This window comes from Massilia sp. CMS3.1 (assembly GCF_051262535.1).
GTDB lineage: Bacteria > Pseudomonadota > Gammaproteobacteria > Burkholderiales > Burkholderiaceae_D > Telluria.
This window is the reverse complement of sequence record NZ_JBIMES010000006.1, coordinates 231,208-256,977: the sequence shown is the minus strand read 5'-3', so window position 1 is coordinate 256,977 and position 25,770 is coordinate 231,208. Positions and strand designations below refer to the sequence as shown.

Below are 25,770 nucleotides of genomic sequence, written 5' to 3'. Positions count from 1 at the left end.
TCAACCTGAAGGACACACATGGCAAACACAATTCACGTTGACGTGGTCTCGGCAGAATCCCAGATTTTTTCGGGAGAAGCCGTTTTCGTCGCGTTGCCGGGTGAAGCGGGCGAGCTGGGTATCTACCCGAAGCACACCCCGCTGATCACCCGCATCCGCCCGGGTGCGGTACGCATCGAGAAGCTTGACGGCAGCGAAGAGTTCGTCTTCGTTGCCGGCGGTATCCTCGAGGTGCAGCCGAACGGCGTGACGGTCCTGGCCGACACCGCGATCCGCGGTGGCGACCTGGACGAAGCGAAAGCGCAAGCGGCCAAGAAGCAGGCCGAAGAGCTGATGCAATCGCAGGACTCGAAGATCGACTACGCGAAAGCGCAAGCCGAACTGGCGTCGGCGATCGCCCAGCTGGCAGCGATCCAGAGATTGCGTTCGCGCGGTCGGTAATGCGGCACGCAGTACGGTAGCAACAAAAGGCAGCCTCAGGGCTGCCTTTTTTATTGCTCGCGCCGCTTGCAGCGCAGCTCGTCCTGCATTTTCGGCAGTTCGTCGATCCCGCGTTGTTCAAGATCCTGCACGTCCGTACAGTCGCGGCATACCAATTCCACAAGAAGGGATGCTCACCATGCTGAAACTTTCCGCAGTCTGCGTTGCCGTAGTCATCCTGCTGGGCACACCGCCCGCCGGGGCACAGGAAACAATTGTCGCCGTACCGTCGCAGGGAGCGCTGGCAGCGACGATCGACGCGGGCATCGGCGCCCATTACAAGGCCAACGAACCGGGCGCCACCGTCATCGTCGTCAAGGACGGCAAGACCGTGTTTCGCAAGGCCTATGGCATGGCCGACACCCTGGCCAAGGAGCCGATGACGCCCGACACCGTCCTGCGCCTCGGTTCGATCACCAAGCAGTTCACGGCGGTGGCGATCCTGATGCTGGCCGAAGAGGGCAAGCTCGCGTTGAGCGACGACATCACGCGCTTCTTCCCGGATTATCCGACTGGCGGCAAGACCATCACGGTCGAGCACCTGCTGACCCATACCTCGGGCATCGTCAGCTTTACGGGAAAACCCGCCTACCTGACCGGCATGCACAAGGACATCAGCGTCGCCGCCATGATCGACAGTTTTAAACACGATCCACTGGAATTCGCGCCAGGGACGAGCTACCGCTACAACAACTCAGGCTACTTCCTGCTGGGCGCGATCATCGAGAAAGTATCAAGCCGGCCGTATGCGAAGTTCGTCGAACAGCGCATCTTCGTGCCGCTGGGGATGCACGACACCGCTTACGAGGGTCATGAACGGGGTCGGGCGCCACGCGCGGCGGGGCACTCGCGCGACGGCGCGGGCTATGGCCGCAGCGCGCCACTCAGCATGACGCAGCCGTACGCGGCCGGTTCGCTGGTCTCCAACGTCGACGACCTGGCGCGCTGGGAGGGCGCCATCGCGGGCGGCAAGCTGTTGCAACCGGCGAGCTGGCAGCGCGCCTTCACGCCGTACACGCTCGCCTCCGGCAAGTCGACCGGGTATGGCTATGGCTGGGAGACCGGCAAGCTGCAAGGCGCCACGACGATTGCGCACGGCGGCGGCATCAACGGCTTTTCCACCTACGCGCTGCGCCTGCCCGAACATAACGTGTTCGTGGCGGTACTGAGCAATGCGGACGGGGGGATCGTCAGCCCCGGGGTGGTGGCGAGCAAGGCAGCGGCGGTTGCGATCGGCAAACCGCTACCCGACTTCAAGGAGATCGCACTCGACCCCGCCACGCTGGAGCGCTTTGCCGGCGTGTATGAGATCGAGAAGCCGGCCGTGCGCACGTTCAGGCGCGAGGGCGATGCGCTCGTCATGCAGCGCACGGGACGTTCGCCGGTGCGCCTGAAAGCGTATTCGGCGACCGGCTTCTTTGTGCCCAATTCGCTCGACACCTTCGAGTTCGGCCAGGACGCCAAGGGCGCGGTGACGCATGTGACGCTGCACCAGGCCGGAGAGGCGATCCGCCATGCGCGCATCGGGGACGCACAACTGTGATGGGCGGGAGGCGCGGCCCACCGGTCGCGCCTCCTGCCCTCGCTTACCGGGCGCGGGTCAGGCGCAATGCGACCTGCTCGCGGAAATACCCGCTTTGAACATAACGATATAAATTCGCTCCCGGGCACACGGTCTTGTCCGAGTGGTCGCGGTGGCTGGCGATGTTCTCGACCGGCACCCCGTATTTCTGCGCCAGCATCGCCATCACGTCGACGACGGCATCGAGCTGCTGCCGGTTCGGCTCGACTTCCTCGAAATTACCGACCACCTCGATCAAGGCATGCCCGCTCGGATCGTATTCGGTGTTCGTGTCGCCGGCATACGCAATATCTCGCCCGGCATAGGTGCGTCCTTCCAGGTCGATGATGTAGTGATACGGGATGTCGAGCCAGTTCTTGGTCGTGCGCGACCAGGTTTGCAAGTTGCGCAGGTACTGGCGCGGGTCGGTGCCGGGTTTGAACGGCTCGCCCTGATGGTGCAGCGTGATGTGGGTAATCGTGTGGCGCCGGGCTTTGGCGGGATCGGCGGGTGTGCCGCCCCAGTCGGCGACCGCGACGACTGCCGGTGAGTGCGTAGTCGGCTTGATGGCACAGCCGGTGGCGGCGAGCGCGAGCGAAAGAACAGCGAGGGCGCGCGTGGCGCGTGAGGCGATTTTCATGGATGGGTCCGGACAGAAGAAGGCGCCATCTTTTCACAGTTAACCGGGTTCACGCAAACGCGCGGCGCGCAATATAAACCTGTTAAGCTAGCAAGGACCTGACACCTCCGAGCGACCATGAGAACGATTCCCCAAATCCTGCAAGACAGCAAAACCATCGCCGTTGTCGGGCTGTCCAACAAGCCTGAGCGCGCCAGCTTCGGCGTGGCCGAGTATCTTCAAGGCCAGGGCTACCGCATCCTCCCGGTCAACCCGGCGTATGCCGGCCAAGAGATCCTGGGCGAGCGGGTCTATGCCAGCCTGCAGGAAGCGGCCGATGCGCTGGCTCCAAACGGGCAGCGCATCGACATCGTCGACTGCTTCCGCAAATCCGAAGACATCCCGCCGCTGGCGCGCGACGCGATCGCCGTGCGCGCCGGCTGCCTGTGGATGCAGCTCGACATTGAGAACCAGCCTGCCGCCGACCTGGCGCGCGCCGCCGGCCTCGACGTCGTCATGAACCACTGCCTGAAAATCGAACACCGCAAGCTCGACGCTTGACTACCACCGGACCCATCATGCTGAAAACCGTTTTTTCAATTTCCCTGCTGGCCGCGGCCGCTTCAGTCAGTGCGCAACCTGCCGGCGTGGTCCCGCACCGCCCGCTCGTTGCCGCCAGCCCGGCGCCGGCCGCCTGTCCGGCACTGTTGAAACAGAGTTTCAAACGCCTGCAGGACGAAGCGCCGCAGGACCTGTGCCAGTACGCCGGCAAAGTGGTGCTGGTGGTGAACACGGCGAGCTACTGCGGCTATACCAAGCAGTACGAGGGGCTCGAAAAACTGTATACGAAATACAGCCCGCGCGGCCTGGTGGTCCTCGGCTTCCCGTCGAACGATTTTAAACAGGAAGCCGCCAGCACCAAGGAAATCGCCGACCTCTGCTACAACACCTATGGCGTGAAATTCCCGATGTTCGCGCCGACGCCGGTCACCGGCGCGAACGCCAATCCGCTGCACGCGGCGCTGGCGAAGCAAACCGGCAAGGAACCGAAATGGAATTTCACGAAATACCTGATCGGGCGCGACGGTAAAGTGATCGAGCATTTCCCGAGCAAGGTGACGCCGGAAGATGCGCAACTGGTGAACAAGATCGAAGGCGCGCTGTAATTTTTACCGTTGCGGCGCCGGCGGCCTTACACCGCGGTGTAAGGCCGCTCGAGCAGCGCCAGCAGCGGCCCGCGCAGCGCATTGCACACGACGATTCCTTCGGCCCGCGCCAGCATGTCGCGCGTGATGATGCGCTCGACCGCGTGCCAGGCCGGAGCCGTCAACATCACCGCGCGCATCACGCCCGGCAGCAGCCCGCACGATAGCGGCGGCGTGCACCAGCGCCCGTCAAGCAGTACGAACACATTGCTGCGCCCCCCTTCGGTCAATTCCCCACGCTCGTTGAAGAACAGGGCGTCAAAGGCGCCGTGCGCTTCGGCGCCGCGCCAGGCGGCGTCGTAGCGGGAACGGATCGACGTTTTATGACGCAGGAAGACGTCGCCCGACGCGGTTGGCGTGTCGGCCAGCACCAGTCTTACGGGCTCTTGCAAGGGCGCCAAAGGGCTTGAAGTCATCGTCAGCTCGCCGTTCGCAGCGAGCGACAGGCGCAGCCGGTGGATGCCCGCTGCGGGCGGCAGCGCGAGGCAGGCGTCGACGACGAGGGTGCGCGCGGCATGTTCGTCGAAGGGCAGGCCGAAATAGGCGGCCGAGGCGCCCATCCGCGCCAGGTGCAGGTCGAGGTGGCGCGGGCCGTCCTGCCACGACGCCTTGATGGTCTCGAACAGGTCGAAGTCGTTCGCTAGCCCGGTGAGAAAACGCGCCTTCAGGCGGCATTCGGCAAACTCGCTGTGCGGGTCGCTGTCGTACACGATGCCGGCACCGACACCCAATTCTCCACGGCGCAGCTGCGCTCCCGGTTCCAGGGATAAGGTGCGGATCGGCACCGACATGCAAAAATCGCCGAAGGCGCGCCCATCGCCCGGCGGATCGAACCAGCCGATCGCGCCCGTATACAGGCCGCGCGGGTCCGGTTCGAGTTCGTCGATGATTTCCATCGTGCGCCGCTTGGGCGCGCCGGTGATCGAGCCGCAGGGGTACAGGGCGGCGAACAGGTCGGACAAGCTCACGTCATCGCGCAGGCGCGCCTGCACCGTCGAGGTCATCTGCAGCACGGCGCCGAAACGCGTGACCTCGAACAGTTTTGGCACGGCGACGCTGCCCGTTTGCGCGATTCTCCCGAGGTCGTTGCGCAGCAGGTCGACGATCATGAGGTTTTCGGCGCGGTTTTTTGGATCCAGCGCGAGCGCGGCGGCGCGCTCGCTGTTGACGGCCTCATCCTCGCTCGCGGGCGCCGTGCCCTTCATCGGGCGCGCCAGCAGGAACTCTCCCGTGTGGCGCACGAACAGCTCCGGAGAGAAGGACAGCACGGCGCCGCCGTCCGGCAAGCCAATCAGGGCGCCGTAGGGCACCGGCTGGCGCAGGCGCAGGCGCTGGTACAGCGCAAAAATCGAGCCGAAGGCGTCGAAGCGCAGCCGATACGTGTAGTTGACCTGGTAGGTGTCGCCGGCGGCGATGTAGTCGCGGATGCGCCCGATCGCGTCCACGAAACGCGCCTCGTCGACGTTCGCTGTGACGCCGGCCACGCCCGCCGGGGTGTCGCTCGCGGCACGTGTCGTGAGCCAGGCCAGGGCTGCGCTGGCGCTTAACAGTTCGCAGCGTTCGAACAGCAGCACCTGCGCCAGCGGGCCGGGGAGGGCCTTGGTCGGGATGCCGAGCAGGTGCGCGCCGAGTTCATAGCTCAGCAGGGGGACGGCGTACAGCCCGCGTGCCAGGGCGGCCTGCAGCGCTTCCAGCACGCCGCCCCAGCCGGCAGCATCGACACAGCTCAGCGTGCCGGCATGGCCGGTGTACAGGCGCGAGCGTGCCTGCGCCTGGCCCTCCGCGCTCGCATCGTCGAGCAGTGCAAAGACGGTGTGCATGGTGAACGTCAGGCGGCCAGCAAAAGCGACAATTGTACGCCGCTCCCCTCGGCAGGGTTCTGGCGAAAGCCGCTCTTGGCATAGCGGTGCCAGCGCCCGGTCACATAGCTCACGAGCAGGCTGGCGCGCGCGCCGACCTCGTCCTCGATGCCGTGGCCCTGGCTCGCGGCCAGGCGCAGGGCGCCCTTGCAAGCGAGCTCGATGCGCTCATAAAAGCCGTTCATGCGCAGCTCGAGGCGTTCGTCTTCGCCGACCAATGCGTCGCCGATCAGGACCCGCGTCATGCCCGGATTGTTCGCGGCAAAGGAGAGCAGCATCTGCAGGATCGCGTGCAGCTGGTCGACGCCGCGTTCTTCCTTTTCAAGGATCTGGTGGATGACGCCGAACACGCTCGCTTCGATGAAATCGATCAGGCCCTCGAACATCTGCGCCTTGCTGGCGAAGTGGCGGTACAGCGCCGCTTCCGACACCGATAAACGCGCCGCCAGCGCGGCGGTGGTGATTTTTTCACCTTTGGGCTGCTCGAGCATGGCCGCCAGGGCCTGGAGGATTTGCAACTTACGCTGGCCTGGCTTGGTGCTTGCCATGGGATCCCGGAAGAGTAATTAGTCGAATAATCAAGTCGATGCGCGCAGCCGCTGCAAGCGCTTCGGCAGCTGGCGCACGGATTTTACTTTGACATCGACATAATTTGGGCGAATCAATCTGCGCGGGCGCGCCATCGCCAGCGTGCTCGATTCGCGCAGGCGCAGGTATTGCGTCACCCACACCGTGCGCAGGCCCAGTTGCTTGGCGCTTTTCAGGTTCGCCAGCGTGTCCTCGACCAGGATGCAGTCGCGCGCGGCGACACCGTGGCGCCGCAGCAGGCGCGCCAGCATCAGTTTCGACGGTTTCGGACGCAGCTGGCGGTGCACGTGCATCTGCTCGATCGCGATGTGGTGCGCGAAATGCCGGCCCAGGTTCAGGTGGCGCATCACGTGTGTCGAATAATCGCGCGGCGCATTCGTCAGCAGGATCTTGCGGCCGGGGAGTTTCATCAACAGGCGCCCGAGGCCGGTCTCGGAACGCATCATCGCGCGCAGATCCTTGAGGTCGTGCGTCTGGCTGAGAAAATCGGCGGCGTTCACGCCATGGTGGCGCATCATGCCGAGCAGGGTGGCGCCATATCGCTTCCAGTAACCCAGGCGCGCGGCATCGACCCGCGCCTGCGTCACCGGCGTGATGCCGTCGTCGAGCACGCGCGCGATATACGTGTTCATGTTGGCGCTAATGGCCGGAAAGATCGCGTGCGAGGCGTCGTGCAGGGTGTTATCCAGGTCGAATAGCCAGACGGGAGAGGCGGGGATATGATTTGGCACGTTTTCAAATAACAGGAGAAATGGATGCGACGTTCAATTATAGTGGTCTTCTTCGGCTTGCTATTGACGGCATTCCAGGCGCTGGCGGTCGAACGCGGGGCGCTATTCAAGGTCAGCGGCAAGGGCAACACCTTGTACCTGTACGGAACCATCCATGCGGGCAAGCCCGCCTACTATCCGCTCGAACCGCGCATCGGCGACATCGTGGCGGCGGCCCCCACGCTGGCGCTGGAGGTGGACATGGCACGCGATCCCGGCGCCGCCGAGGCGGCCTTCCACCAGCATGGCTTGTTCCCGGCAGGCAGCCCGGGCCATGCCGGCCTGCCTGCCGAGCGCCGCCGGCGCCTGGAGGCCGTCCTGACGCAGCAGGGCGTCAATCCGGCCGCAGTGGCGCAATTCAAACCCTGGATGCTGGTGATGATGCTCGCAATGGCGGACGTGACCCGCTTGGGCTACGACCCGGCACGGGGTGTGGACGCCCATCTGGCGGGCCTGGCGCGCGGCAAGACGCGCATCGCCGAGCTGGAGTCGGCGCAGTACCAGGCGGCGCTGCTGGACCGGCTGCCGCTGGGGACGCAGTGGAGCCTGCTCGAAGAAACACTGGAAAATATGGCGTCGGGACGCCAGCTGCGCGAGGCGCGCGAACTGTTCGATGCCTATGAGCGCGCCGACCAGAAGGCACTCGACGCCATCGCCCGCCGCATCGACAACGACGACAGCGTCAGCGGCAAGTTCGTCCGTGAATTGATACTGGAGGAGCGCAACGGGCCGATGGCCGATAAACTCGCTGCGCTGCTGGCGCGCGAAAACAATGCGGTGGCGGCGATCGGTTTATTGCACTTGCTCGGGAAACGTGGGGTACCGGCGCTGCTGTGCGAACGCGGCTTGCAGGTGGAACGGGTGTACTGAAGAAAGATGGTGCCCTTTACGTGGATTGAACACGTGGCCTCTCCCTTACCAAGGGAGTGCTCTACCACTGAGCTAAAAGGGCGGTACTGATAGGGCGGCATGGACACCGCCACATATATTTTAATGCGAGCGGATCATAGTGCCAAAAGCCTGTTCGGTCAAGACTTCCAGCAACAAAGAGTGCTCGATGCGGCCATCGATAATGTGCACGGTGTTCACGCCCGACTTGGCGGCGTCCAGGGCCGACGAGATCTTTGGCAGCATGCCGCCCGAGATCGTGCCGTCTTCGAACATCTCGTCGATTTCGCGCGCCGACAGGTCGGTCACCAGGTTGCCGGCCTTGTCCTGCACGCCGGCGATGTTGGTCATCATGATCAGCTTTTCAGCTTTCAGGATTTCCGCGATTTTACCGGCGACGACGTCGGCATTGATGTTGTAGGCTTGCCCGTCCTGGCCGAAGCCGATCGGAGAAATAATCGGAATGAAGGCGTCGTCCTGCAGCGCTTTCACGACCGCCGGATTGATCGCGTCGATCTCGCCGACGAAGCCGATGTCGAGGAACTCGCCCGGCTTGTCCTTGTCGGGCATGCTCATCTTGCGTGCGCGGATCAGGCCGCCGTCCTTGCCGGTCAGGCCGACTGCCTGGCCGCCGTAGTGGTTGATCAACATGACGATGTCCTGCTGCACTTCGCCGCCCAGCACCCACTCGACCACTTCCATGGTCTCTTCGTCGGTGATGCGCATGCCTTGCACGAAGGTACCTTGCTTGCCGATCTTTTTCAGGGCGTTGTCGATCTGCGGGCCGCCGCCGTGCACCACGACCGGGTTCATGCCCACCAGTTTCAGCAAGATGACGTCGCGCGCGAAGCCGTGCTTCAGGCGTTCGTCGGTCATGGCATTCCCGCCGTACTTGATGACAATGGTCTTGCCATGGAAGTTGCGGATATAAGGGAGCGCCTCGGCCAGGATCTGAGCCTTGATCTGCGGGGAGACCTTGGTCAGGTCACTCGATGGGTCATCGGTTGTCAAGCTGGTCACGTGAGCGTTCATGGAGAGTCCGAAATGAATGTGGCGGAGATTTTACAGGCAACACGGGCGCCTTGTAGGCATTCTATGGCGCACTTGTTGTATTTTATCGTGTGACCGTGTCAGGATCGCTGCCGATGAATTCTTCTACGATATTACACATGACGAACAATTCCTGTCGCAAGGGTGGACCATGAGCCTATGTACCCGCTGTGGCGCCGCGTTCGGCTGTGCCATGGCCGATGGTGGCGAGGGACCCTGCTGGTGCACGAGCTTGCCGGCGGTGGTGCCGGTGCCGGGTGTGGATGCCGGCTGCTGGTGTCCCGCTTGTTTGCGTGCGCATATTGCGCAGGCAAACAAGCCAGGCCCGACTATCTCATCGATGCGTCGCGAAGAAACGTAGCATCTCGCGGCTCGCGTCCGGTCCCTTGCCGTCGGTATAGGTGCCGTGGGCGCTGCCGCCCGACCAGGCGTGGCCGGCGCCGTGGATGACCCAGTGTTCGCCTTGCAGCTTGCCGTCGGACCCCTTGTGCGTCGTCCGGGTATAGGCATGGCCGTTCGGCACGCGGCCGGGCTCGACCGCCATGACATCGGCGGCGTCGCGCGCATGCACCATCAGCTCGTCGCCATTGGTCGGGTGCACGGTATGGTCCTTGTCGCCGTGGAAGACAATGATCGGGATCGCTTTCCCCGGCTTGTTCTGACGCTGGAGCTGGCCCTGCATCGCGGCCAGTGCCGATGGTAAATCATGCGCCGAGGCGTAGGGCAGGCCGGAGTGGACGCCGACGGCCGCATACAGTTCCGGGTACAGCGTGCCCATGATGGTGGCCATGGCGCCGCCGGCGGACAGGCCGGCGACGTACACCTGGGCCGGGTCGATCTTGTGCTTGCCCATGACCTCGCGCGTGATGCCGGCGATGATCGAGGGCTCGCCCTGGTCGCGTTTCTGGTCGACGGCGTTGAACCAGTTCCAGCAGCGCGAGGAATTGGCCTGGCGCGATTGGGACGGATAGACGACGAGGCAGCCGGTTTCCTCGGCCAGCGCGTTCATTTGCGTGCCTTTGGCGAAGTCGTCCGGGTCCTGGGTGCAGCCGTGCAGCATCACCACGAGTGCCGCCGCTTCGCCCTTGTAGCTGCTCGGCACATACAGTTTGTAGCTGCGGGTGCCGGCGCTGTTGGTAAAACTGGCGTCGCTGAAGGTGCCGGGCAGAAGGACCGCAGGTTCATTGGCGGCGGCGCCAGCGTGACCGAATTTGCGGCTCAGTTCGGCCAGCATGTCCGGCACGTCGGACGGCATGTGCCCGTTGGCCGCGCCATTGGCTTGCGAAAAGCCGCGCATCTGCGCCTGCGCCGACTGGCTCATGGCCGAGGCGTTTTTCAACGCATCTTGAATGACCTTGTTCGTATCGACCTGGGGCTTCTTGATCAGGTTGCGGGTGGCGGCACGCATTTGCGCGAAGAGTTTGTTATTCAGATTCATGTTCAGTTTCATTTTGGCTTCCTTTTATGCGCTTTAAAGAATGCGCTCTGCCAATGCGGCCTTGATGGAGCTGCTTGCATGCAGCGCCCCCAGGACCGAAATCGATTCAATGGTGGCCAGGGCCAGTTCGACCGTGACGTCGTTGGCGATGCTGGCCAAGCCGAGCACCTGGATTTGCAGCCGGATCCCGGCTTGTTGCGCCGCTTCCAGGTCGGCCCGGGAATAATGGTGCATCCCGAGGACGAGACTGCGGCGGGCAACGGTTTGCCGGACTACATCGGCGTGCGTATTCAACTGGTTGCGGATGGCGGTGCGGATCAGGTCGGTTCGGTTGCTATAAAACCCTTCACTGACCAGCAAGTCGATTTGGCCCAGGTCGATCATGCCCAGGTTGATCGTGATTTTTTCCGAATCCACCAGCTTCGGTTTTGCTTCGTGTGTGCTCATAAGTTGACCGCGCATGCTTACACCATCCTTTCAAACCATCCTGGCACCATCCATGTGGATGGTTTAATGTGACGCCAAGTCTACGCGCCTGCGCTCCGCAGTCAAGCGCGATTCGATTGAATCGGGTAATCTATTTCTCCATGAGTCCAGAATTACAACCCGGCCTGCGCTTCGCATGGCAGTACACGGTGCCGCCGCGCGCGACTGTGCCGCAGCTGTACCACGACACCCCGTTTTGCCGCGACATGCCCGACGTCCTTGCCACCGGCTACCTGGTCGGCATGATGGAACTGGCTTGCGTGCACGGGATGCTGCCTTTCCTCGACTGGCCACGCGAACAGAGCCTGGGCACGATGGTCAGTTTTCAACATCTGGCGCCGACGCCGCCAGGCATGCTGCTGCGTATCGAAGGCGAAGTGCTCGCGGTCGAAGGCCAGCGTGTGCGTTTCAAGGTACAAGCCTGGGACGAGCAGGAACGCATTTGCGAAGGCACGCACGAGCGCTGCGTCATCGATGCGGCGCGTTTTAATGGGCGTGTCGACAGGAAGCGTCACGCGGCGCCTGGGGGGACCGTGGCATGAGCCTGTCGCCTCCCGACCTGCAGACCCCGGTTCCATCCCCCTGCATCAGCCTGTGCGAGATGGATGGGAAGACGGGTCTGTGCCGCGGCTGCCTGCGTACGATCGACGAGATCGTGGCCTGGGGCAGCGCCAGCGATGATGTCAAACGCGCGCTGTGGAGCGAGATCCGGCGCCGCGAAGCGAACCTGGATTTCGGTGAATGAGGCTGCAGTTGCCCACCTTGCCTGACACGATGCGCGTCTTCGAGCGCGGCTGGCTGTCGTCGAACAACGTGTTGTTCACGGCGGATGCGCCGGCGCTGGTCGACAGCGGCTATGTGACGCATGCACCACAAACGCTGGCGCTGGTGCGCCATGCGCTCGGCGAGCGCCCGCTCGCGCGCCTGGTCAATACCCATCTGCATTCGGACCACTGCGGCGGGAATGGCGCGCTGCAGGCGGCATATGGGTGCCATACGGCGATTCCTGCGGCAGAGAGCAAAAAAGTCGCCGCCTGGGACGAGGAGGCGCTGAGTTTTCGCGCCACCGGCCAGCAATGCGCGCGTTTTACGTTCGATGCGCTGCTGGCGCCCGGGCAAAGGCTGGAACTGGGTGGCATGGCGTGGGATGTGCTGGGCGCCCCTGGCCACGATCCGCATGCGCTATTCCTGTTCTGCGCGGAAGAGGGCATCCTGATCTCGGGCGACGCGCTGTGGGAAAACGGTTTCGGTGTCATCTTTCCGGAACTGGCGGGCGAACCCGGTTTTGTGGAAGCGCGCGCGACGCTCGATCTGATTGCCACGCTCGATGCACGGGTCGTGATTCCCGGCCACGGCCGGATGTTTACAGATGTGCCGGGGGCCTTGCAGCGCGCGTATTCGCGGCTCGATTACCTGGCCGCGGATCCGAAGCGCAATGCGGAAAATGCGGTGAAGGTGCTGGTGAAATTTCTGCTGCTCGAGCGCCAGCGGATTTTACTCAGTGCGCTGCCGGGGTTGCTAGAGGCGATTCCTGTGGTAGGGAGTGCGTTGCGGCAGATGGATATCGCGGCCGGCATACCCGACCTCTACACTCCGCTCGCCAACTGGGCCATCTCCTCCCTGCTGCGCGCGAAGGCCGCCCGCATCGAGGGCGATTTCCTGGTCGACGCATGAATTTAGAGCCGCCGGTCTAGCACGGTCGTGCTTTTTTGACCCTATAATCTGCCAGCCGTCCGAATAACTCCACGCCGAAAGCTGCCAATGACGCTGCCCACCGTACTGCAAAACCTCTCCTTACCCGTCATCGCCTCGCCGATGTTCATCGCCAGCGGTCCGGCCCTCGTCGCGGCGCAGTGCAAGGCGGGGATCGTCGGTTCCTTCCCGGCATTGAACGCCCGCCCGGCCGAGCTGCTCGACACCTGGCTGACCGACCTGCAGAAAGAGCTGGCCGATTACGCCGCCGCCAATCCGGGCGCGAAAATCGGCCCGATCGCGGTGAACCAGATCGTGCACGCCTCGAACACGCGCCTCGAGCACGATGTCGACGTCTGCGTCAGGCACCAGGTGCCGATCATCATCTCCTCGCTGCGCGCGCCGCCGAAAGAGATGCTCGATGCCGTGCACAGCTATGGCGGCATCGTGCTGCACGACGTGGTCTCGATCCGCCACGCACAGAAAGCGCTGGAAGCCGGCGTCGACGGCCTGATCCTGGTCGCGGCCGGCGCCGGCGGCCATGCCGGCGCGCTGTCGCCATTTGCGCTGGTTGGCGAAGTGCGTAAATTTTTCGATGGTCCGATCGCCCTGTCCGGTTCGATCGCCACCGGCGACGCCATCCTGGCGGCGCAGGCGATGGGCGCCGACTTCGCGTATATCGGTTCGCGCTGGCTGGCAACGAAAGAGTCGAACGTCAGCGACGACTACCGCGACGCCATCGTCGAATCGAGCGCGGCCGACGTGGTCTACACGAACCTGTTTACTGGCGTACACGGCAACTACCTGAAAAAATCGATCGTCAACGCCGGACTCGACCCGGAGGCGCTGCCGGAATCGGACAAGAGCAAGATGAGCTTTGGCGATGGCGGTTCGAAAGCCAAGGCCTGGCGCGACATCTGGGGCGCAGGGCAGGGCGTGGGCCTGATGCACGACGTGCCGACGGTGGCCGAGATGGTCGAGCGCTTGCGCCGCGAATACGATGCGGCGCGTGCCCGTTTGTCGCTGCGCTGAGCTGATCGTTCGAATTCAAAAGGCCTCCATTCGGAGGCCTTGTTGTTCTGGTAAACCGGTTCGACAACGGATTCAGTCGACTCCGTTTCCGGAGGCTTTTACATCCGGAATCGGATACTCTGTTTCCGGCTCGGCCGGCTTCAAATCTTCCTGGCGGATCGACCACAATCCCGGCAGGTTGCGCCAGTAGCCGTACACGTCCATGCCGAAGCCGACCACGAAGGCGTTCGGCAGCGTCAAGCCGATGATGTCGGCGTCGATCGGCTTTTGTCGCCCGATGTCCTTGTCGGCGAATACGGCGATGATGACGTCGGCCGCGCCCATGTCCAGTAAACGCTGTTTCACGTGAGCGAGGGTCTCGCCTTCATCGAGGATGTCGTCGAGAACGACGATCGTGCGTCCCGCCACGTTCTGGCGCGGGATGACTTTCCACACGACCTGTCCGCCGCGGTCGTCGTCGCCGTAGCGGCTGACGTGGATGTAATCGAATTCGAGCGGGAAGTCGAGCTGGGGCAGCAGAGAGCCCGTAAAAACGACGGCGCCGCCCATCACGCCGAGCACCAGCGGGAAGGTGGTATTCCCGGGATGGCTGAAACGCTCGTTGAGCACATCCGCTACATGGCGTACGGCAGACTGCACCTGGTCGGGCGTTACGATCTCTTGCGCATGTTCCAGCAGGGCTCGGGCGCGCACAACATGAAAATCTTGCATGGACAATTCACGGTAAAGGGGAATACCCAATTATCGCGAATATTGCCAATGTCGGGCGGACTATTGGCGCAGGGAAGATTCCAGCACTATTTTTCCCCTTTGCCATGCAAGATCGTCGGCTGTTGTTCAGCTGTAGTCGCGCGCATCGTCGATCACTTTGCCGTCGTCCGGCAGCGTCCCCGGCGCCACGAAGGCGACCTCGCCGCGCAGCTTGGTCACGTCGCGGATCGTGGCGCCAATCGCCGTTGCCAAAGCAGGGCCGACGACACCTTCCACTTCGCACTGCAAGGTCATCAGGTCGTTCGCCATCTGTCCCGATACGACGAGCCGCGCCTTGATGATTTCCGGATGGCGGCGCACGATGTTCTGCACCTGCGAGGCGTGCACGAACATGGCGCGCACCTTGGTGGTCTGGTCGGCGCGGCCCATCCAGCCTTTGATGCGGCTGTTGGTGCGTACCCCCGATGGTCCATCGACCAGCAGCGCCGACAGGTCTCCGGTGGCAAACCGGATCAGCGGATAGTCGGGATTGAACAGCGTGACCACGACTTCGCCGATATCGCCCGGCGCCACCAGCTCCCCGCTGCCGGGGCGCACGATTTCGAGTAACACCTCTTCATCTAACACCATGCCCGCATCGAGCACGCCGTCGGTGGCCGTCTCGTAGGCGATGCTGCCGATGTCGGCCGAGGCATAGGTCTGGAACACGTGCGCCACGCCGTTGTCGCGAAACCAGCTGCGCAGGGACTCCGGCAGCGCCTCGGCGCCGACCAGCGCGTGCTGCACGCTGCTGATGTCGGCACCCAGCTCGCCTGCCTTTTCGATGATGATGCGCAGGAACGAGGGCGTGCCGACATAGGTATCGGGACGCAGTGTCGCCATGGCTTGGACCTGCATTTCCGTCTGTCCGGTGCCGGCCGGGATCACGCTGCAGCCGATGCGGGCAGCCCCGCTTTCGACCATGAAGGCGGCCGGCGTGAAGTGGTACGAAAAACAGTTTTGCAGCAGGCCGCCTGCGCGCACGCCGGCCGCGTACATCGGGCGCGCGAAGCGCCACCAGTCCGCAGCGCGCCCTTCGGGGTCAAAAATCGGGCCGGGCGACATGCATACGCGCGCCAGCTCGCTTGTCGCCGTCGCGGTCAACCCGCCGAAGGGCGGTTCTCCCTCCTGCAGCGCTTTCAAATCGGATTTACGGGTTACCGGCAGCCGGGCCAACGCTTCACGCGTCGTGATCGTGTCCGGATCGATCCCGTTCAGGATGCGGCCCCAGCCCGGGGCCTGCTGCGCGCGTGCGATGAGGCCTGGCAAACGCGCCAGCAGGTCGCGTTCGCGTTCTTCCGGGGCGCGCGTTTCCAGCGCATCGAGGGTGATGCTCGTCATGGTGCTCTCCATTAGGGTGCGCTGCGTTTATGCCAGCCAGCGTTTGCGGCGCCGATAAAACTTCATGTCGCGAAAACTTTTTCGGCCCGCGCCCGACACGCCAAGATAAAACTCCTTGACGTCCTCGTTGTTGGCCAGGTCGCTCGCCGCGCCGTCCATCACGACGCGCCCGTTCTCGAGGATGTAGCCGAAGTCGGCATAGCGCAGGGCGACGTTCGTGTTCTGCTCCGCAAGAAGAAAGGAGACGCCTTCCTTCTGATTCAAATCCTTGACGATGCCGAAGATCTCGTCGACGACCTGCGGCGCGATCCCCATCGACGGCTCGTCGAGCAGGATCATCGAGGGATTGGCCATCAAGGCGCGCCCGATGGCGCACATCTGCTGTTCGCCGCCCGAGGTGTAGCCGGCCTGGCTGCTTCTGCGTTCCTTCAGACGCGGGAAATAGTGGTACACCGATTCGAGCGCGGTTTTCAGCTCGCCACGCCCGATATTGCGGGTGTAAGCGCCGGTTAATAGATTCTCTTCGATCGTCAGGTGGCCGAAACAGTGGCGCCCCTCCATCACCTGCGACAGTCCGCGCCGCACCAGCTCATTGGGCGTCAGCTGGTCGATACGCTCGCCCTGGAAGCGTACTTCTCCCTTGGTCACGTCGCCGCGTTCGCCGCGCAGCAGGGTCGAAATGGTTTTTAAAGTCGTCGACTTGCCGGCGCCGTTCGCGCCCAGCAGGGCCACGATCTTCCCTTTTGGCACCTGCAGCGACACGCCCTTCAACACCAGGATCACGTGGTCGTATATGACTTCGATGTTGTTCACCGACAGGTAGGGCTGTTCGCTGGTGCTGGTCATGGTGTCTGTTCCAAAATGTCCCCCGCCACGTGGCAGGGGACGGGTGCATCGACAATTACTGCATGCAGGCCGGCGTCATATTCTTTTCCTTGGCATAGGCCAGCGACGACTCTTCCAGCAGCTTGCGCGTCAAGGCCTTGTCGCCGACCACCCAGTTCGGCGTGATCGCGTTCCACTTCTTGCCATCCCATTGCTGGACTTTCACGGCACCGGAACCCTCGTGGTCGTCGCAGCTGGTTTTCACGGTCGGGAACATGCCAAACGCCCCGATCGCCTTCTGGCGAGAAGCGTCGACGTTCAGGTTTTCCAGGCCCCAGCGCACCTGCTCGCCGGTCATGGTTTTCCCTTTGCCGAATTTTTCCTGCGCGGTGCGGATCGCCTCGACCCACAGTACGCCCAGGGTCACGCCGCGCATGTGATACACCGTGCCGATGCGGGCCTGGTCGGACAGGTTGCCTTTGCCGGCCGCGTAGACTTTTTTGCGGATGTCGTCCATCAGCGGGTAGTTGCCGGGGGTATTGAAGGTCATCGAGGTATACCCCTTGGCTGCTTCGCCCGACGGGATCGTGTCTTCTTCCGAACCGGCCCACCAGACGCCGAGGATTTTTTCGCGCGGGAAACCATTCCTTTGCGCGGTCTTGATCGCCACCGAGTTCATGACACCCCATCCCCACAGGATCACGTGGTCGGGTTTGGCCTGGCGGATTTGCAGCCATTGCGATTGCTGCTCGCTGCCCGGCGGGGCGACTGCGATCTTGATCAGTTCAAAACCATACTGTTTCGCCTGGGCGTCGAGCACCGGCATGGCTTCCTTGCCGAAAGCCGAATCGTGGTACAGGTAGACGATTTTTTTACCCTTGAGTTTCGGATAGCCGCCGTTCTTGTCGCCCAGGTACTTGATCATCGCCGCGGCCTGGTTCCAGTAGCTGGTCACGAGCGGGAACACATACGGAAACACTTTACCGTTGGCCGCGTCCGAGCGGCCGTAGCCGAGCATGGTCATCGGGATCTTGTCGACCGCCACGCGGTCGACAATGCCGTAAGCGATGCCGGTCGAGAGCGGGTCGACCAGGGTGGCACCGCCATTTTTCGTTTTCAGGCGCTCGTAGCACTCGACGCCGCGCGAGGCGTTGTATTCGGTCTCGCACTCTTCCCAGGTCATCTTGACGCCGTTGATGCCGCCGTTCGCGTTGACCAGATTAAAATAATCGATCATGCCGCCATAGATGCCGGAGCCGCCTGCTGCGTAGGGCCCGACGCGGTACGACGGCAGTGCCACGAACTGGTCGGCGGCCAGTACCTGCCCGCCGACGCCAGAGAGCGCGGCGCACAACAGAACCGATTTGATGACTTTCATGTAGGTCTCCTCTTTTTTAACGACGATGAATGGCAATAAGGACTGTCAGTGCGGGAAGGGCCACAAGCGCAGCTTTTCTTTCCCGATCTGCCACAGGCGCGCGAGACCGTGCGGCTCGACGATCAGGAAAAAGATGATCAAACTGCCGAACACCATCAGTTCCAGGTTCGACGCGTAATTCGTGGCCAGGCCCAGCGCATGCGCCAGCATGTTCAGGACGATCGGCAGCAGTACAATAAATGCCGCGCCGAGGAAGGAGCCGAGGATCGAGCCGACACCGCCGATGATCACCATGAACAGGATCCGGAACGACAGGTCCAGGCTGTAGGCTTCCGGCTCCACCGTGCCGAGATAGGCAAAGGCGTACAGGGCGCCGGCCACGCCGCAATAGAAGGAGCTGACGGCAAAGGCCAGCAGTTTCGTGCGCAGCGGCCGGAAACCGATCACTTCGGCCGCCATGTCCATGTCGCGAATCGCCATCCACGAGCGCCCCACGTTCGAGCGGATCATGTTTTTTGCAAGCAGCGCCATGCCGGCCACGATGCCCAGCACCAGCAGGTATTTCGATACCGGGCTCACGAACTGGTAGCCGAACATCTGCATCGTCTGCACCGTGACGACGCCCGACGCACTGTAATTGGTCAGGTACGGGATCTTGGTCAGGCACCAGATGACGAAGAACTGGGTGGCCAGCGTGGCAGCGGCGAGATAAAAGCCGCGGATGCGCAGCGAGGGCAAACCAAAAGCGATGCCCACCATCGCCGCGCACAGGCCGCCGAGCACGAACGCCACCAGTAGCGGAATGCCGGGAATGCGCGCCACGAAATTGAAGGAGGCATAGGCGCCGACCGCCATGAAGGCGGCGGTGCCGAGCGAGAGCTGGCCGGCGTAACCGGTCAAGATGTTCAGCCCGAGCGCCGCCAGCGCAAAAATCAGGAACGGGATCAGGATGGCGGAGAGCAGATAGGGCGAGGCAAACAAGGGGACGGCCACCAATGCCACCAGCAGTAAGATAAACAGGCCGACCCGGTCCTGGCGGATCGGCAGGATCTGGCCGTCGGCTTCGTAGCTGGTCTTGAATTGTCCGGCTTCACGGTACAGCATGGGTCAGATCCTCCGGATGATTTTTTCGCCGAACAGCCCTTCGGGCCGCACCAGCAGGAACAGCAAAGCCAGCACATACGGGAACCAGCCTTCGATGCCGCCGCCGACCATTGGCCCGATATACACCTCGGCCAGCTTCTCGCTGGCGCCGATGATCAGGCCACCGACGATCGCGCCCGGCACCGAGGTAAATCCACCGAGGATCAGCACCGGCAAAGCCTTCAAGGCAATAAACGTCAGTGCGAACTGCACGCCATTTCGTGCGCCCCACAATAAACCCGCCACCAGCGCCACCAGGCCGGCCACCGACCACACCACGACCCAGATCCGCTGCAGCGGGATGCCGACCGCCAGCGCCGCCTGGTGGTCGTCCGCCACCGCACGCAGCGCGCGTCCGACCTTGGTTTTCGAGAACAGCAGCGCCAGCGCCACCACCAGTACCGCGCAGACGATCGCCGCCATCATGTCGAACTGCGAGACCAGGATGTTGTAGTTGTCCATCAGGTACCCGTTCGGCACGTCCTCGATCGGCAGGTCGAGCTTGCGTACCTGCGAACCCCAGATTAGCTGCGCCAGGCCTTCGATGAAAAACGCCAGGCCAATGGTGGCCATGAACAGCGTGATTTCCGGCTGGTTCACCAGCGGGCGGAGTACCACCCGCTCGATGGCCAGGGCCAGCGCGACCATCACCAGCATCGTGATCGGAATCGCCACCCACAGCGACACGCCGAATTTATCCACGATGCCGACGCAGGTCAGCGCCGCGAAAAATACCATCGCGCCCTGGGCGAAGTTGAACACGCCCGAGGCTTTATAGATCAGGACAAAACCGATCGCCACCAGTGCGTACATCACCCCGGACAACAAGCCGCCGAGCAGCACTTCGATAAAGAAACTCATGGCTTGTCTTCCTCGTGCGCCTGGCCCAGGTAGGCCTTGATGACGTTCTCGTTGGCGCGCACCTCGTCGGGCGTGCCGTCGCCGATCTTCTTGCCATAGTCGAGCACGACGACCCTGTCCGAAATGTCCATCACCACCCCCATGTCGTGTTCGATCAGGACGATCGTCGTGCCGAACTGGTCGTTCACGTCCAAAATGAAGCGGCACATGTCCTGCTTTTCTTCGACGTTCATGCCGGCCATCGGTTCGTCCAGCAGCAGGATCTCCGGTTCGGCCGCCAAGGCTCTCCCCAGTTCCACGCGCTTTTGCAGGCCGTAGGGCAGGCGTCCGACCGGCGTCTTGCGGATCGCCTGGATCTCGAGAAAATCGATGATGGATTCCGCCTTTTCGCGGTGCGCGATTTCTTCCCTGCGCGCGGCCCCCAGATAAAAGGCCTGCTGCAGGAAATTCGTCTTCATCTTCAGGTTGCGCCCGGTCATGATGTTGTCGAGGACCGTCATTCCCTTGAAGAGCGCGATATTTTGAAAAGTGCGTGCAATGCCCGCTTTCGCCGCGCTGTAGCAATCCATGTTGGTGCGGTGGGCGCCGCGCAGCACGATCTCGCCGTGCTGCGGGCGATACACGCCGTTGATTACATTGAGCATCGAGCTTTTGCCGGCGCCGTTCGGCCCGATGATGGCGCGGATCTCGTGCTGCCTCACGTCGAACGAAATATCGGTCAGCGCTTTTACGCCGCCAAAGGCGAGCGAAATGTTTTTCAGGTCGAGGATCACTTCGCCGATCTTGCGGCCGGCGCCGGGCACGGCCGGTGCTTGCATCATCTCCATCACGCTGCTTCCTCCATGACCGGATAAGTCGCGCTGTCGACGATGCGCAGGTCGGCGCTCACAAGTCCCGTGCGTCCATCCTCGAATTTCACTTGCGTGCTGATGAACTGCGACGCTTTACCTGAGTACAGCGCGTCGATCAGCACCGCGTATTTTTCGGCGACGAATTTACGGCGCACTTTACGGGTGCGGGTCAGCTCGTCGTCGTCCGGATCGAGCTCCTTGTGCAACACCAGAAAACGGTGGATTTGCGTGTGGCCCATCAGTGCCTCCCCGGCGAGATCAGCATTCACCTTTTGTACGCAGTCGCGCATCAGGGCCAGGACTTGCGGGTGCGCCGCCAGGTCGGTGTAGCCAGAATAGGCCAGGTTGCGCCGCTCGGCCCAGTTGCCGACCGCTTCCATGTCGATGTTAATAAAAGCGCAGACCTGGTCGCGCCCATTCCCGAAGGCGACCGCCTCTTTGATGAACGGGAAGAACTTCAGCTTGTTTTCGATGTAGTTGGGCGCGAAGATGGCGCCCTGGTGCATGGTGCCGACATCGGCTGCGCGGTCGATGATTTTCAGATGACCGTCGCTGTCGAACACGCCGGCGTCGCCCGTATGAAAGTAGCCATCGCTGTCGATCACCTCGGCGGTCGCGTCCGGGCGCTTGAAGTAGCCTCCCATGTTCGACACGCCCTTGACCAATACCTCGCCGTTCGCGGCCAGCTTGACTTCGACCCCCGGCGCCGGTATGCCGACGCTGTCGAATTTGATGTTTCCGTCCGGTTGCAGGCAGACATAGGCGCAGGTTTCGGTAGAGCCATATAACTGTTTTAAATTGACCCCGATCGAGCGGTAGAAGCGGAACAGGTCGGGGCCGATCGCGGCGCCCGCCGTGTAGGCCACGCGCACCCGCGACAGGCCCAGCACGTTCTTCAGTGGTTCGTAGACGGCAATCCTGCCCAGCGCGTATTTGAACCGCTCGCCCGCGCTGACCGGCTTGCCGTCCAAAATCGCGGCGCCGCTGCGGCGCGCGACGTTCATGAAATAATCGAACATGCGGCGTTTGATGGCGCTCGCGTCTTCCATCCGGATCATGACGGTCGTGAGCATGTTTTCGAACACGCGCGGCGGCGCAAAATAATAGGTCGGGCCGATTTCTCGTAAATCGGTGAGCACGGTGTCGCTCGACTCCGGGCAGTTGACCGTAAAACCGGCGACCATTGCCTGGGCCAGCGAGAACAGGCAGTCGCCCACCCAGGCCATCGGTAAATAGGACAGGATGTCTTCGCGCTCGGTCAGCTTGTCGAAGCCGACCCCGCCGGCGCCGGCTGCGAGCAAGGCCGCGTGCGACTGCATCACGCCCTTCGGTTTGCCGGTGGTGCCCGAGGTGTACAGGATGATGGCGGTGTCCTTGCCTCTGCCGGCCTCGACCTCAGCATCGAAGGCGCCAGGATGAGCGGCATCCCATTCTCGTCCGAGTTCCTGGATGCGCGCGAACGACAGCAGGCCGGCATGCTGGTAATGGCGCATGCCGCGTTCATCCTCGAACACGATCTGGCGCACGCGCGGGCACTCGGATTGGAGCTCGAGCAGTTTATCGACCTGCTCCTGGTCCTCGACCACGGCAAATTCGATGTCGGCGTCGTTCAGCACGTGGGCCATGTCGGCGCTTGGGGCATCCTGATACAGCGGCACCGGGACGCCGCCCAGGCATTGCGCCGCCAGCATCGCCCAGTACAGGCGCGGCCGGTTGTCGCCGATGATGGCCAGGTTCATGCCGCGCCGAAACCCGAGCGAGGCCAGCCCGCAGGCCAGGGCGCGCACCTCGGCGTTCACTTGCAGCCAGGACCATTCCTGCCAGATACCCAGGTATTTCTCGCGAAATGCCGGGCGCGCCCCGCGCTGCTGTGCGTGGGCGAGCAGGCGCCGCGGAAAAGTCTGCAATGGCACGCTTTCCGATGTCTCCATCGCTGTCTCCTCGAATAAGGCAACCCTGGCCTGGCGCAAAATCTGCTGCCGGCGAATTTTTTATGTGAAGATAGTACTTTGCGTTGGACAGGGAAGTTGTCATCCAGATGACAATTGGCCTGACTTTCGATGACGCGTTGCACAATGAAAATCCAGACACCGACACTCGTGGAACACCTGCGCGCCACCATCTGGGGGCGTGTGCTCACGCCTGCCGAGATGGCGCGGGTCGAGGCCGTCTGCTTCGAACAGTTCGTGCCGAAAGGCGGTTTCGTCTGCCGCAAGGGAGAGGCGCTGGAAACCTGGGTCGGCATCATCGACGGCTTAGTCAAAATCAACAATTTTTCCCCGTCCGGCAAAAGCGTGACGTTTACGGGCGTGACCGCCGGCGGCTGGTTCGGGGAGGGTTCGCTGCTGAAAGACGAGTTCCGCAAGTACGACGTGATGGCGCTGCGCGATACCCGGGTGGCACGCATGCCGCGCGCCACCTTCGAGTGGCTGCTCGAGATCAGCCTGCCGTTCAACCGTTTCCTGCTCATGCAATTGAATGAACGCCTGGGCCAGTTCATCGGGCAGGTGGAAACCGACCGCATGCTCGACGTCGACACGCGCGTCGCGCGCTGCCTGGCGGCGATGTTCAACGACCACCTGTATCCGGGGCTCGATAAACTGGTACAGCTGTCGCAGGAAGAGATCGGCTACCTGTCGGGCGCCTCGCGCCAGCGCGCCAACCAGGCCTTACAGTTGCTCGAGAAGGCGGGACTGCTGCGGCTCGATTACGGCGGGATCCGCGTGCTTGACCTCGAAGGCCTGCGCCTGTACCAGGCCTAGGCACGGCAACGCATGCCCTACGCCAATCTGTATCGTTGGGGGTATGATATTAGGCATGCCTACTCCAACTAACTCCTCCTCCCGCGACGCTCGCCTGGAACAGCTGCGCGCCGCCATGAAACGCCACGGCATCGACGCGTACATCGTGCCCTCGAGCGACCCCCACCTGTCCGAATACCTGCCGCGCCGCTGGCAGGGGCGCGAGTGGCTGTCCGGTTTTACAGGCTCGGTCGGCACTTTTATCGTGACCGCCGATGTTGCCGGCGTCTGGACCGATGGCCGCTACTTTACCCAGGCTGAAACAGAACTGGCCGGCAGCGAGATCAAGCTGATGAAGATCCCGTCCGGTGCCAGCCTGCTGCACATCGACTGGCTGGCCGCAAACATGCAGCCGGGCCAGACGGTGGCGGTGGACGCGCGCGTCCTCGGCCTGGCCGTGGCGCGCCTGTTGAAGGATGCGCTGGCGGCGCGCGGGGTCCTTCTGCGTACCGACATCGACCTGCTCGACGAGATCTGGGTTGAGCGTCCCGGCTTGCCGACTGAAGCGCTGTACGAACATGCGGCGCCGCATGCGACGATGCGCCGCGCCGATAAACTCGCTGCCACCCGCGCCGCCATGGCGGCACTCGGCGCCGAGCGCCATTTTATTTCCACGCTCGACGACATCGCCTATCTGTTCAACCTGCGCGGAGCGGACGTGAGTTTCAATCCCGTGTTCGTCGCCCATGTTCTCCTCGAGGGGGATGGTGCGACGCTGTTCGTCGCCGAGGGCAAGGTGTCAAACGCGCTGCAGGCAAGGCTGATGGAAGATGGTGTGCGCCTGGCGCCGTATGCCGCCGCGGCCGACGCGCTGGCATCGCTGCCGGCGGGCAGCAGCCTGTTGATCGACCCGCGCCGCATCACGGCCGGCATGCGCGCCGCAGTGGGCGCTGAGGTCAACATCGTCGAGGCGATCAACCCGACCACATTCGCCAAGTCGCGCAAAAGCGAGCTTGAAGCCGTCCACGTGCGCGCCACAATGGAGCAGGACGGCGCCGCCCTGTGCGAATTCTTCGCCTGGCTGGAAGCGGAATTGGCCAACCCGCAACGCGCCCCTTTGACCGAACTGACGATCGACGCACAGATCACGGCCGCGCGTGCGCGCCGTCCGCACTTTGTCAGCGCCAGTTTTAATACGATCGCCGGTTTCAATGCCAACGGCGCGATCATGCATTACCGCGCCTCCGAACAATCGCATGCCCTGATCGAAGGCGATGGCTTGCTCCTGATCGATTCGGGCGGCCAGTACCTGGGCGGCACCACCGACATCACGCGCGTGGTCCCGGTCGGCCAGATCACGGACGCGCACCGCCGCGATTTCACGCTGGTACTAAAAGGGATGATGGCGCTCTCGAACGCGCACTTCCCGCGCGGCACCCGTTCGCCGATGCTCGACGCGATCGCGCGCGCCCCGATCTGGGCCGCCGGCGTCGACTACGGTCACGGCACCGGCCACGGCGTCGGTTACTTCATGAACGTGCACGAAGGCCCGCAAGTCATTTCGCCGACTGCCGCACCCGATCCGCACACGGCCATGGAGCCGGGCATGATCACCTCGATCGAGCCGGGCATTTATAAACCGGGGCGCTGGGGCATCCGCATCGAGAACCTGGTGCTGAACGTGCCTGCCGGCAATGGGGAAAAAAGCGAATTCGGCGAGTTCCTGCGCTTCGAGACGCTCACCCTGTGCCCGATCGACACGCGCTGCCTCGACATGACCCTGCTGCAGCCGCATGAGCTGCAGTGGCTGAACGGCTACCACGCGCAGGTATGCGAACGCCTGCTGCCGCATGTGAGTGGCGCCGCGCGCGAATGGTTAGAGCTGCGTACGAGGGCTATTTAAACATGGCTTCCTCCCGCTCCACCCGCGCCAGTTCCGCCGTCGACCGCCTGAAACGCCGTACGGGACACACCGGTTATTCGATGGCCCGTACCGCCGAAGGCGGGTTCTATCTGTCCGATATGCCGGGTTCGCCGCCGCTGTGCGCCCCGCTCGAACTCGATGCATTCGTTGCCTTCGTGAATGGCCTCGGACCGCAGGAGGTACGGCGCATGACCAAGAATGACATCGCCTTCGAGAAGCAGCTGGTCAAGAAAAAGCCGTAGGCGGTCCCGCAGTCCCTGACGCACTTCGTAAAACAGTCCCTGGAAG

28 protein-coding genes and 1 tRNA gene are annotated in these 25,770 nt (G+C 63.0%); 13 read left to right on the top strand and 16 right to left on the bottom strand.

Going from position 1 to position 25,770, the window contains the following annotated elements; genetic code table 11:
* The first annotated feature begins 18 nt into the window (after nt 1–18).
* Both ACHAC9_RS12385 and ACHAC9_RS12380 read left to right on the top strand, forming a co-directional pair.
* Nucleotides 19–441 carry a F0F1 ATP synthase subunit epsilon gene (locus tag ACHAC9_RS12385; RefSeq protein ID WP_435760298.1) on the top strand — a complete coding sequence of 141 codons (423 nt, stop codon included), beginning with the start codon at nt 19–21 and terminating at the stop codon, nt 439–441.
* A 178-nt stretch (nt 442–619) separates the two neighbouring features.
* Entirely contained in the window at nt 620–2,023 is a 1,404-nt protein-coding gene (locus ACHAC9_RS12380) for a serine hydrolase (RefSeq protein ID WP_435760297.1), read from the top strand.
* 43 nt (nt 2,024–2,066) lie between these two features.
* Here the strand turns inward: ACHAC9_RS12380 and ACHAC9_RS12375 are convergent, their stop codons facing one another.
* Nucleotides 2,067–2,681 carry a peptidoglycan recognition protein family protein gene (locus ACHAC9_RS12375; RefSeq protein ID WP_435760296.1) on the bottom strand — a complete coding sequence of 205 codons (615 nt, stop codon included), beginning with the start codon at nt 2,679–2,681 and terminating at the stop codon, nt 2,067–2,069.
* Between the two features lie 117 nt (nt 2,682–2,798).
* On the opposite strand from ACHAC9_RS12375, the gene ACHAC9_RS12370 reads away from it, so the two are divergent.
* A complete protein-coding gene (locus ACHAC9_RS12370; protein WP_435760295.1) occupies nt 2,799–3,221 on the top strand; it encodes a CoA-binding protein in 423 nt (140 codons plus the stop codon).
* A 17-nt stretch (nt 3,222–3,238) separates the two neighbouring features.
* Entirely contained in the window at nt 3,239–3,826 is a 588-nt protein-coding gene (locus ACHAC9_RS12365) for a glutathione peroxidase (RefSeq protein ID WP_435760294.1), read from the top strand.
* Nucleotides 3,827–3,852: 26 nt separating this feature from the next.
* Here ACHAC9_RS12365 and pabB read toward each other — a convergent pair whose 3' ends face one another.
* The 3 genes from pabB to ACHAC9_RS12350 are packed head-to-tail and all read right to left on the bottom strand — an operon-like array spanning nt 3,853 to nt 7,043.
* Nucleotides 3,853–5,685, bottom strand: a complete 1,833-nt coding sequence (gene pabB / locus ACHAC9_RS12360) for an aminodeoxychorismate synthase component I (RefSeq protein ID WP_435760293.1) — start codon at nt 5,683–5,685, stop codon at nt 3,853–3,855.
* An 8-nt stretch (nt 5,686–5,693) separates the two neighbouring features.
* A complete protein-coding gene (slmA, locus tag ACHAC9_RS12355) occupies nt 5,694–6,272 on the bottom strand; it encodes a nucleoid occlusion factor SlmA (protein ID WP_435760292.1) in 579 nt (192 codons plus the stop codon).
* A 30-nt stretch (nt 6,273–6,302) separates the two neighbouring features.
* Nucleotides 6,303–7,043: a pyrimidine 5'-nucleotidase gene (locus ACHAC9_RS12350; protein WP_435760291.1), complete on the bottom strand. Its 741-nt coding sequence runs from the start codon at nt 7,041–7,043 to the stop codon at nt 6,303–6,305.
* A gap of 24 nt (nt 7,044–7,067) precedes the next feature.
* Here ACHAC9_RS12350 and ACHAC9_RS12345 point away from each other — a divergent pair, with 24 nt between their 5' ends.
* Nucleotides 7,068–7,952, top strand: a complete 885-nt coding sequence (locus ACHAC9_RS12345) for a TraB/GumN family protein (protein WP_435760290.1) — start codon at nt 7,068–7,070, stop codon at nt 7,950–7,952.
* A gap of 7 nt (nt 7,953–7,959) precedes the next feature.
* On the opposite strand, the gene ACHAC9_RS12340 is transcribed toward ACHAC9_RS12345, so the two are convergent.
* Nucleotides 7,960–8,034 (bottom strand) — tRNA-Thr (locus ACHAC9_RS12340).
* Between the two features lie 38 nt (nt 8,035–8,072).
* A complete protein-coding gene (argB, locus tag ACHAC9_RS12335; RefSeq protein ID WP_435760289.1) occupies nt 8,073–9,002 on the bottom strand; it encodes an acetylglutamate kinase in 930 nt (309 codons plus the stop codon).
* 16 nt (nt 9,003–9,018) lie between these two features.
* Here argB and ACHAC9_RS12330 point away from each other — a divergent pair, with 16 nt between their 5' ends.
* Entirely contained in the window at nt 9,019–9,381 is a 363-nt protein-coding gene (locus tag ACHAC9_RS12330; RefSeq protein WP_435760288.1) for a cysteine-rich CWC family protein, read from the top strand.
* On the opposite strand, the gene ACHAC9_RS12325 is transcribed toward ACHAC9_RS12330, so the two are convergent.
* Both ACHAC9_RS12325 and ACHAC9_RS12320 read right to left on the bottom strand, forming a co-directional pair.
* Entirely contained in the window at nt 9,355–10,458 is a 1,104-nt protein-coding gene (locus ACHAC9_RS12325; RefSeq protein ID WP_435760287.1) for an extracellular catalytic domain type 1 short-chain-length polyhydroxyalkanoate depolymerase, read from the bottom strand. The genes ACHAC9_RS12330 and ACHAC9_RS12325 overlap by 27 nt on opposite strands.
* A 33-nt stretch (nt 10,459–10,491) precedes the next feature.
* Complete coding sequence (locus ACHAC9_RS12320) at nt 10,492–10,905, bottom strand: CopG family transcriptional regulator (protein ID WP_435760285.1); 414 nt, start codon at nt 10,903–10,905, stop codon at nt 10,492–10,494.
* Between the two features lie 140 nt (nt 10,906–11,045).
* Between ACHAC9_RS12320 and ACHAC9_RS12315 the strand changes: the two genes are divergently transcribed.
* The 4 genes from ACHAC9_RS12315 (at nt 11,046) to ACHAC9_RS12300 (ending at nt 13,668) form a co-directional block, all read left to right on the top strand.
* On the top strand, nt 11,046–11,486 hold the full coding sequence (locus tag ACHAC9_RS12315; protein WP_435760284.1) for a thioesterase family protein: 441 nt from the start codon (nt 11,046–11,048) through the stop codon (nt 11,484–11,486).
* Nucleotides 11,483–11,689, top strand: coding sequence for a DUF1289 domain-containing protein (locus ACHAC9_RS12310; protein WP_435760283.1), 207 nt, complete (start codon nt 11,483–11,485; stop codon nt 11,687–11,689). The genes ACHAC9_RS12315 and ACHAC9_RS12310 overlap by 4 nt, the downstream gene beginning before the upstream one ends.
* Nucleotides 11,686–12,618, top strand: coding sequence for an MBL fold metallo-hydrolase (locus ACHAC9_RS12305; RefSeq protein WP_435760282.1), 933 nt, complete (start codon nt 11,686–11,688; stop codon nt 12,616–12,618). Before ACHAC9_RS12310 ends, ACHAC9_RS12305 begins: the two co-directional genes overlap by 4 nt.
* A gap of 87 nt (nt 12,619–12,705) precedes the next feature.
* Nucleotides 12,706–13,668, top strand: coding sequence for an NAD(P)H-dependent flavin oxidoreductase (locus tag ACHAC9_RS12300; RefSeq protein ID WP_435760281.1), 963 nt, complete (start codon nt 12,706–12,708; stop codon nt 13,666–13,668).
* 72 nt (nt 13,669–13,740) lie between these two features.
* Here the strand turns inward: ACHAC9_RS12300 and ACHAC9_RS12295 are convergent, their stop codons facing one another.
* From ACHAC9_RS12295 to ACHAC9_RS12260, 8 genes are all read right to left on the bottom strand, one after another.
* Nucleotides 13,741–14,379, bottom strand: a complete 639-nt coding sequence (locus tag ACHAC9_RS12295) for a hypoxanthine-guanine phosphoribosyltransferase (RefSeq protein ID WP_435760280.1) — start codon at nt 14,377–14,379, stop codon at nt 13,741–13,743.
* 126 nt (nt 14,380–14,505) lie between these two features.
* A complete protein-coding gene (locus tag ACHAC9_RS12290; RefSeq protein ID WP_435760278.1) occupies nt 14,506–15,759 on the bottom strand; it encodes a phenylacetate--CoA ligase family protein in 1,254 nt (417 codons plus the stop codon).
* Nucleotides 15,760–15,786: 27 nt separating this feature from the next.
* Complete coding sequence (locus tag ACHAC9_RS12285; RefSeq protein WP_435760277.1) at nt 15,787–16,605, bottom strand: ABC transporter ATP-binding protein; 819 nt, start codon at nt 16,603–16,605, stop codon at nt 15,787–15,789.
* A gap of 55 nt (nt 16,606–16,660) precedes the next feature.
* Entirely contained in the window at nt 16,661–17,962 is a 1,302-nt protein-coding gene (locus tag ACHAC9_RS12280; RefSeq protein WP_435760276.1) for an ABC transporter substrate-binding protein, read from the bottom strand.
* Nucleotides 17,963–18,007: 45 nt separating this feature from the next.
* The gene (locus ACHAC9_RS12275; protein ID WP_435760275.1) at nt 18,008–19,066 is read right to left on the bottom strand and encodes a branched-chain amino acid ABC transporter permease; all 1,059 of its coding nucleotides are present in this window, start codon (nt 19,064–19,066) and stop codon (nt 18,008–18,010) included.
* A gap of 3 nt (nt 19,067–19,069) precedes the next feature.
* Nucleotides 19,070–19,966 carry a branched-chain amino acid ABC transporter permease gene (locus ACHAC9_RS12270; RefSeq protein ID WP_435760274.1) on the bottom strand — a complete coding sequence of 299 codons (897 nt, stop codon included), beginning with the start codon at nt 19,964–19,966 and terminating at the stop codon, nt 19,070–19,072.
* Complete coding sequence (locus ACHAC9_RS12265; RefSeq protein ID WP_435760343.1) at nt 19,963–20,793, bottom strand: ABC transporter ATP-binding protein; 831 nt, start codon at nt 20,791–20,793, stop codon at nt 19,963–19,965. The genes ACHAC9_RS12270 and ACHAC9_RS12265 overlap by 4 nt, the downstream gene beginning before the upstream one ends.
* Complete coding sequence (locus ACHAC9_RS12260; protein ID WP_435760273.1) at nt 20,793–22,748, bottom strand: AMP-dependent synthetase/ligase; 1,956 nt, start codon at nt 22,746–22,748, stop codon at nt 20,793–20,795. Before ACHAC9_RS12260 ends, ACHAC9_RS12265 begins: the two co-directional genes overlap by 1 nt.
* Before the next feature lie 144 nt (nt 22,749–22,892).
* Between ACHAC9_RS12260 and ACHAC9_RS12255 the strand changes: the two genes are divergently transcribed.
* The 3 genes from ACHAC9_RS12255 to ACHAC9_RS12245 are packed head-to-tail and all read left to right on the top strand — an operon-like array spanning nt 22,893 to nt 25,724.
* Nucleotides 22,893–23,579: a Crp/Fnr family transcriptional regulator gene (locus tag ACHAC9_RS12255; RefSeq protein ID WP_435760272.1), complete on the top strand. Its 687-nt coding sequence runs from the start codon at nt 22,893–22,895 to the stop codon at nt 23,577–23,579.
* A gap of 55 nt (nt 23,580–23,634) precedes the next feature.
* Nucleotides 23,635–25,461 (top strand): aminopeptidase P family protein, encoded by a 1,827-nt coding sequence (locus ACHAC9_RS12250; protein ID WP_435760271.1) that lies wholly within the window; start codon nt 23,635–23,637, stop codon nt 25,459–25,461.
* 2 nt (nt 25,462–25,463) lie between these two features.
* Nucleotides 25,464–25,724 (top strand): hypothetical protein, encoded by a 261-nt coding sequence (locus tag ACHAC9_RS12245; RefSeq protein ID WP_435760270.1) that lies wholly within the window; start codon nt 25,464–25,466, stop codon nt 25,722–25,724.
* Nucleotides 25,725–25,770 lie beyond the last annotated feature (46 nt).

Coding starts and splice junctions, on each gene's coding strand:
- ACHAC9_RS12385 (WP_435760298.1), top strand. CDS start 19: ATGGCAAACACAATTCACGTTGACGTGGTCTCGGCAGAATCCCAGATT.
- ACHAC9_RS12380 (WP_435760297.1), top strand. CDS start 620: ATGCTGAAACTTTCCGCAGTCTGCGTTGCCGTAGTCATCCTGCTGGGC.
- ACHAC9_RS12375 (WP_435760296.1), bottom strand. CDS start 2,681: ATGAAAATCGCCTCACGCGCCACGCGCGCCCTCGCTGTTCTTTCGCTC.
- ACHAC9_RS12370 (WP_435760295.1), top strand. CDS start 2,799: ATGAGAACGATTCCCCAAATCCTGCAAGACAGCAAAACCATCGCCGTT.
- ACHAC9_RS12365 (WP_435760294.1), top strand. CDS start 3,239: ATGCTGAAAACCGTTTTTTCAATTTCCCTGCTGGCCGCGGCCGCTTCA.
- pabB (WP_435760293.1), bottom strand. CDS start 5,685: ATGCACACCGTCTTTGCACTGCTCGACGATGCGAGCGCGGAGGGCCAG.
- slmA (WP_435760292.1), bottom strand. CDS start 6,272: ATGGCAAGCACCAAGCCAGGCCAGCGTAAGTTGCAAATCCTCCAGGCC.
- ACHAC9_RS12345 (WP_435760290.1), top strand. CDS start 7,068: ATGCGACGTTCAATTATAGTGGTCTTCTTCGGCTTGCTATTGACGGCA.
- argB (WP_435760289.1), bottom strand. CDS start 9,002: ATGAACGCTCACGTGACCAGCTTGACAACCGATGACCCATCGAGTGAC.
- ACHAC9_RS12330 (WP_435760288.1), top strand. CDS start 9,019: ATGTGGCGGAGATTTTACAGGCAACACGGGCGCCTTGTAGGCATTCTA.
- ACHAC9_RS12325 (WP_435760287.1), bottom strand. CDS start 10,458: ATGAATCTGAATAACAAACTCTTCGCGCAAATGCGTGCCGCCACCCGC.
- ACHAC9_RS12320 (WP_435760285.1), bottom strand. CDS start 10,905: ATGAGCACACACGAAGCAAAACCGAAGCTGGTGGATTCGGAAAAAATC.
- ACHAC9_RS12315 (WP_435760284.1), top strand. CDS start 11,046: ATGAGTCCAGAATTACAACCCGGCCTGCGCTTCGCATGGCAGTACACG.
- ACHAC9_RS12310 (WP_435760283.1), top strand. CDS start 11,483: ATGAGCCTGTCGCCTCCCGACCTGCAGACCCCGGTTCCATCCCCCTGC.
- ACHAC9_RS12305 (WP_435760282.1), top strand. CDS start 11,686: ATGAGGCTGCAGTTGCCCACCTTGCCTGACACGATGCGCGTCTTCGAG.
- ACHAC9_RS12300 (WP_435760281.1), top strand. CDS start 12,706: ATGACGCTGCCCACCGTACTGCAAAACCTCTCCTTACCCGTCATCGCC.
- ACHAC9_RS12295 (WP_435760280.1), bottom strand. CDS start 14,379: ATGCAAGATTTTCATGTTGTGCGCGCCCGAGCCCTGCTGGAACATGCG.
- ACHAC9_RS12290 (WP_435760278.1), bottom strand. CDS start 15,759: ATGACGAGCATCACCCTCGATGCGCTGGAAACGCGCGCCCCGGAAGAA.
- ACHAC9_RS12285 (WP_435760277.1), bottom strand. CDS start 16,605: ATGACCAGCACCAGCGAACAGCCCTACCTGTCGGTGAACAACATCGAA.
- ACHAC9_RS12280 (WP_435760276.1), bottom strand. CDS start 17,962: ATGAAAGTCATCAAATCGGTTCTGTTGTGCGCCGCGCTCTCTGGCGTC.
- ACHAC9_RS12275 (WP_435760275.1), bottom strand. CDS start 19,066: ATGCTGTACCGTGAAGCCGGACAATTCAAGACCAGCTACGAAGCCGAC.
- ACHAC9_RS12270 (WP_435760274.1), bottom strand. CDS start 19,966: ATGAGTTTCTTTATCGAAGTGCTGCTCGGCGGCTTGTTGTCCGGGGTG.
- ACHAC9_RS12265 (WP_435760343.1), bottom strand. CDS start 20,793: ATGGAGATGATGCAAGCACCGGCCGTGCCCGGCGCCGGCCGCAAGATC.
- ACHAC9_RS12260 (WP_435760273.1), bottom strand. CDS start 22,748: ATGGAGACATCGGAAAGCGTGCCATTGCAGACTTTTCCGCGGCGCCTG.
- ACHAC9_RS12255 (WP_435760272.1), top strand. CDS start 22,893: ATGAAAATCCAGACACCGACACTCGTGGAACACCTGCGCGCCACCATC.
- ACHAC9_RS12250 (WP_435760271.1), top strand. CDS start 23,635: ATGCCTACTCCAACTAACTCCTCCTCCCGCGACGCTCGCCTGGAACAG.
- ACHAC9_RS12245 (WP_435760270.1), top strand. CDS start 25,464: ATGGCTTCCTCCCGCTCCACCCGCGCCAGTTCCGCCGTCGACCGCCTG.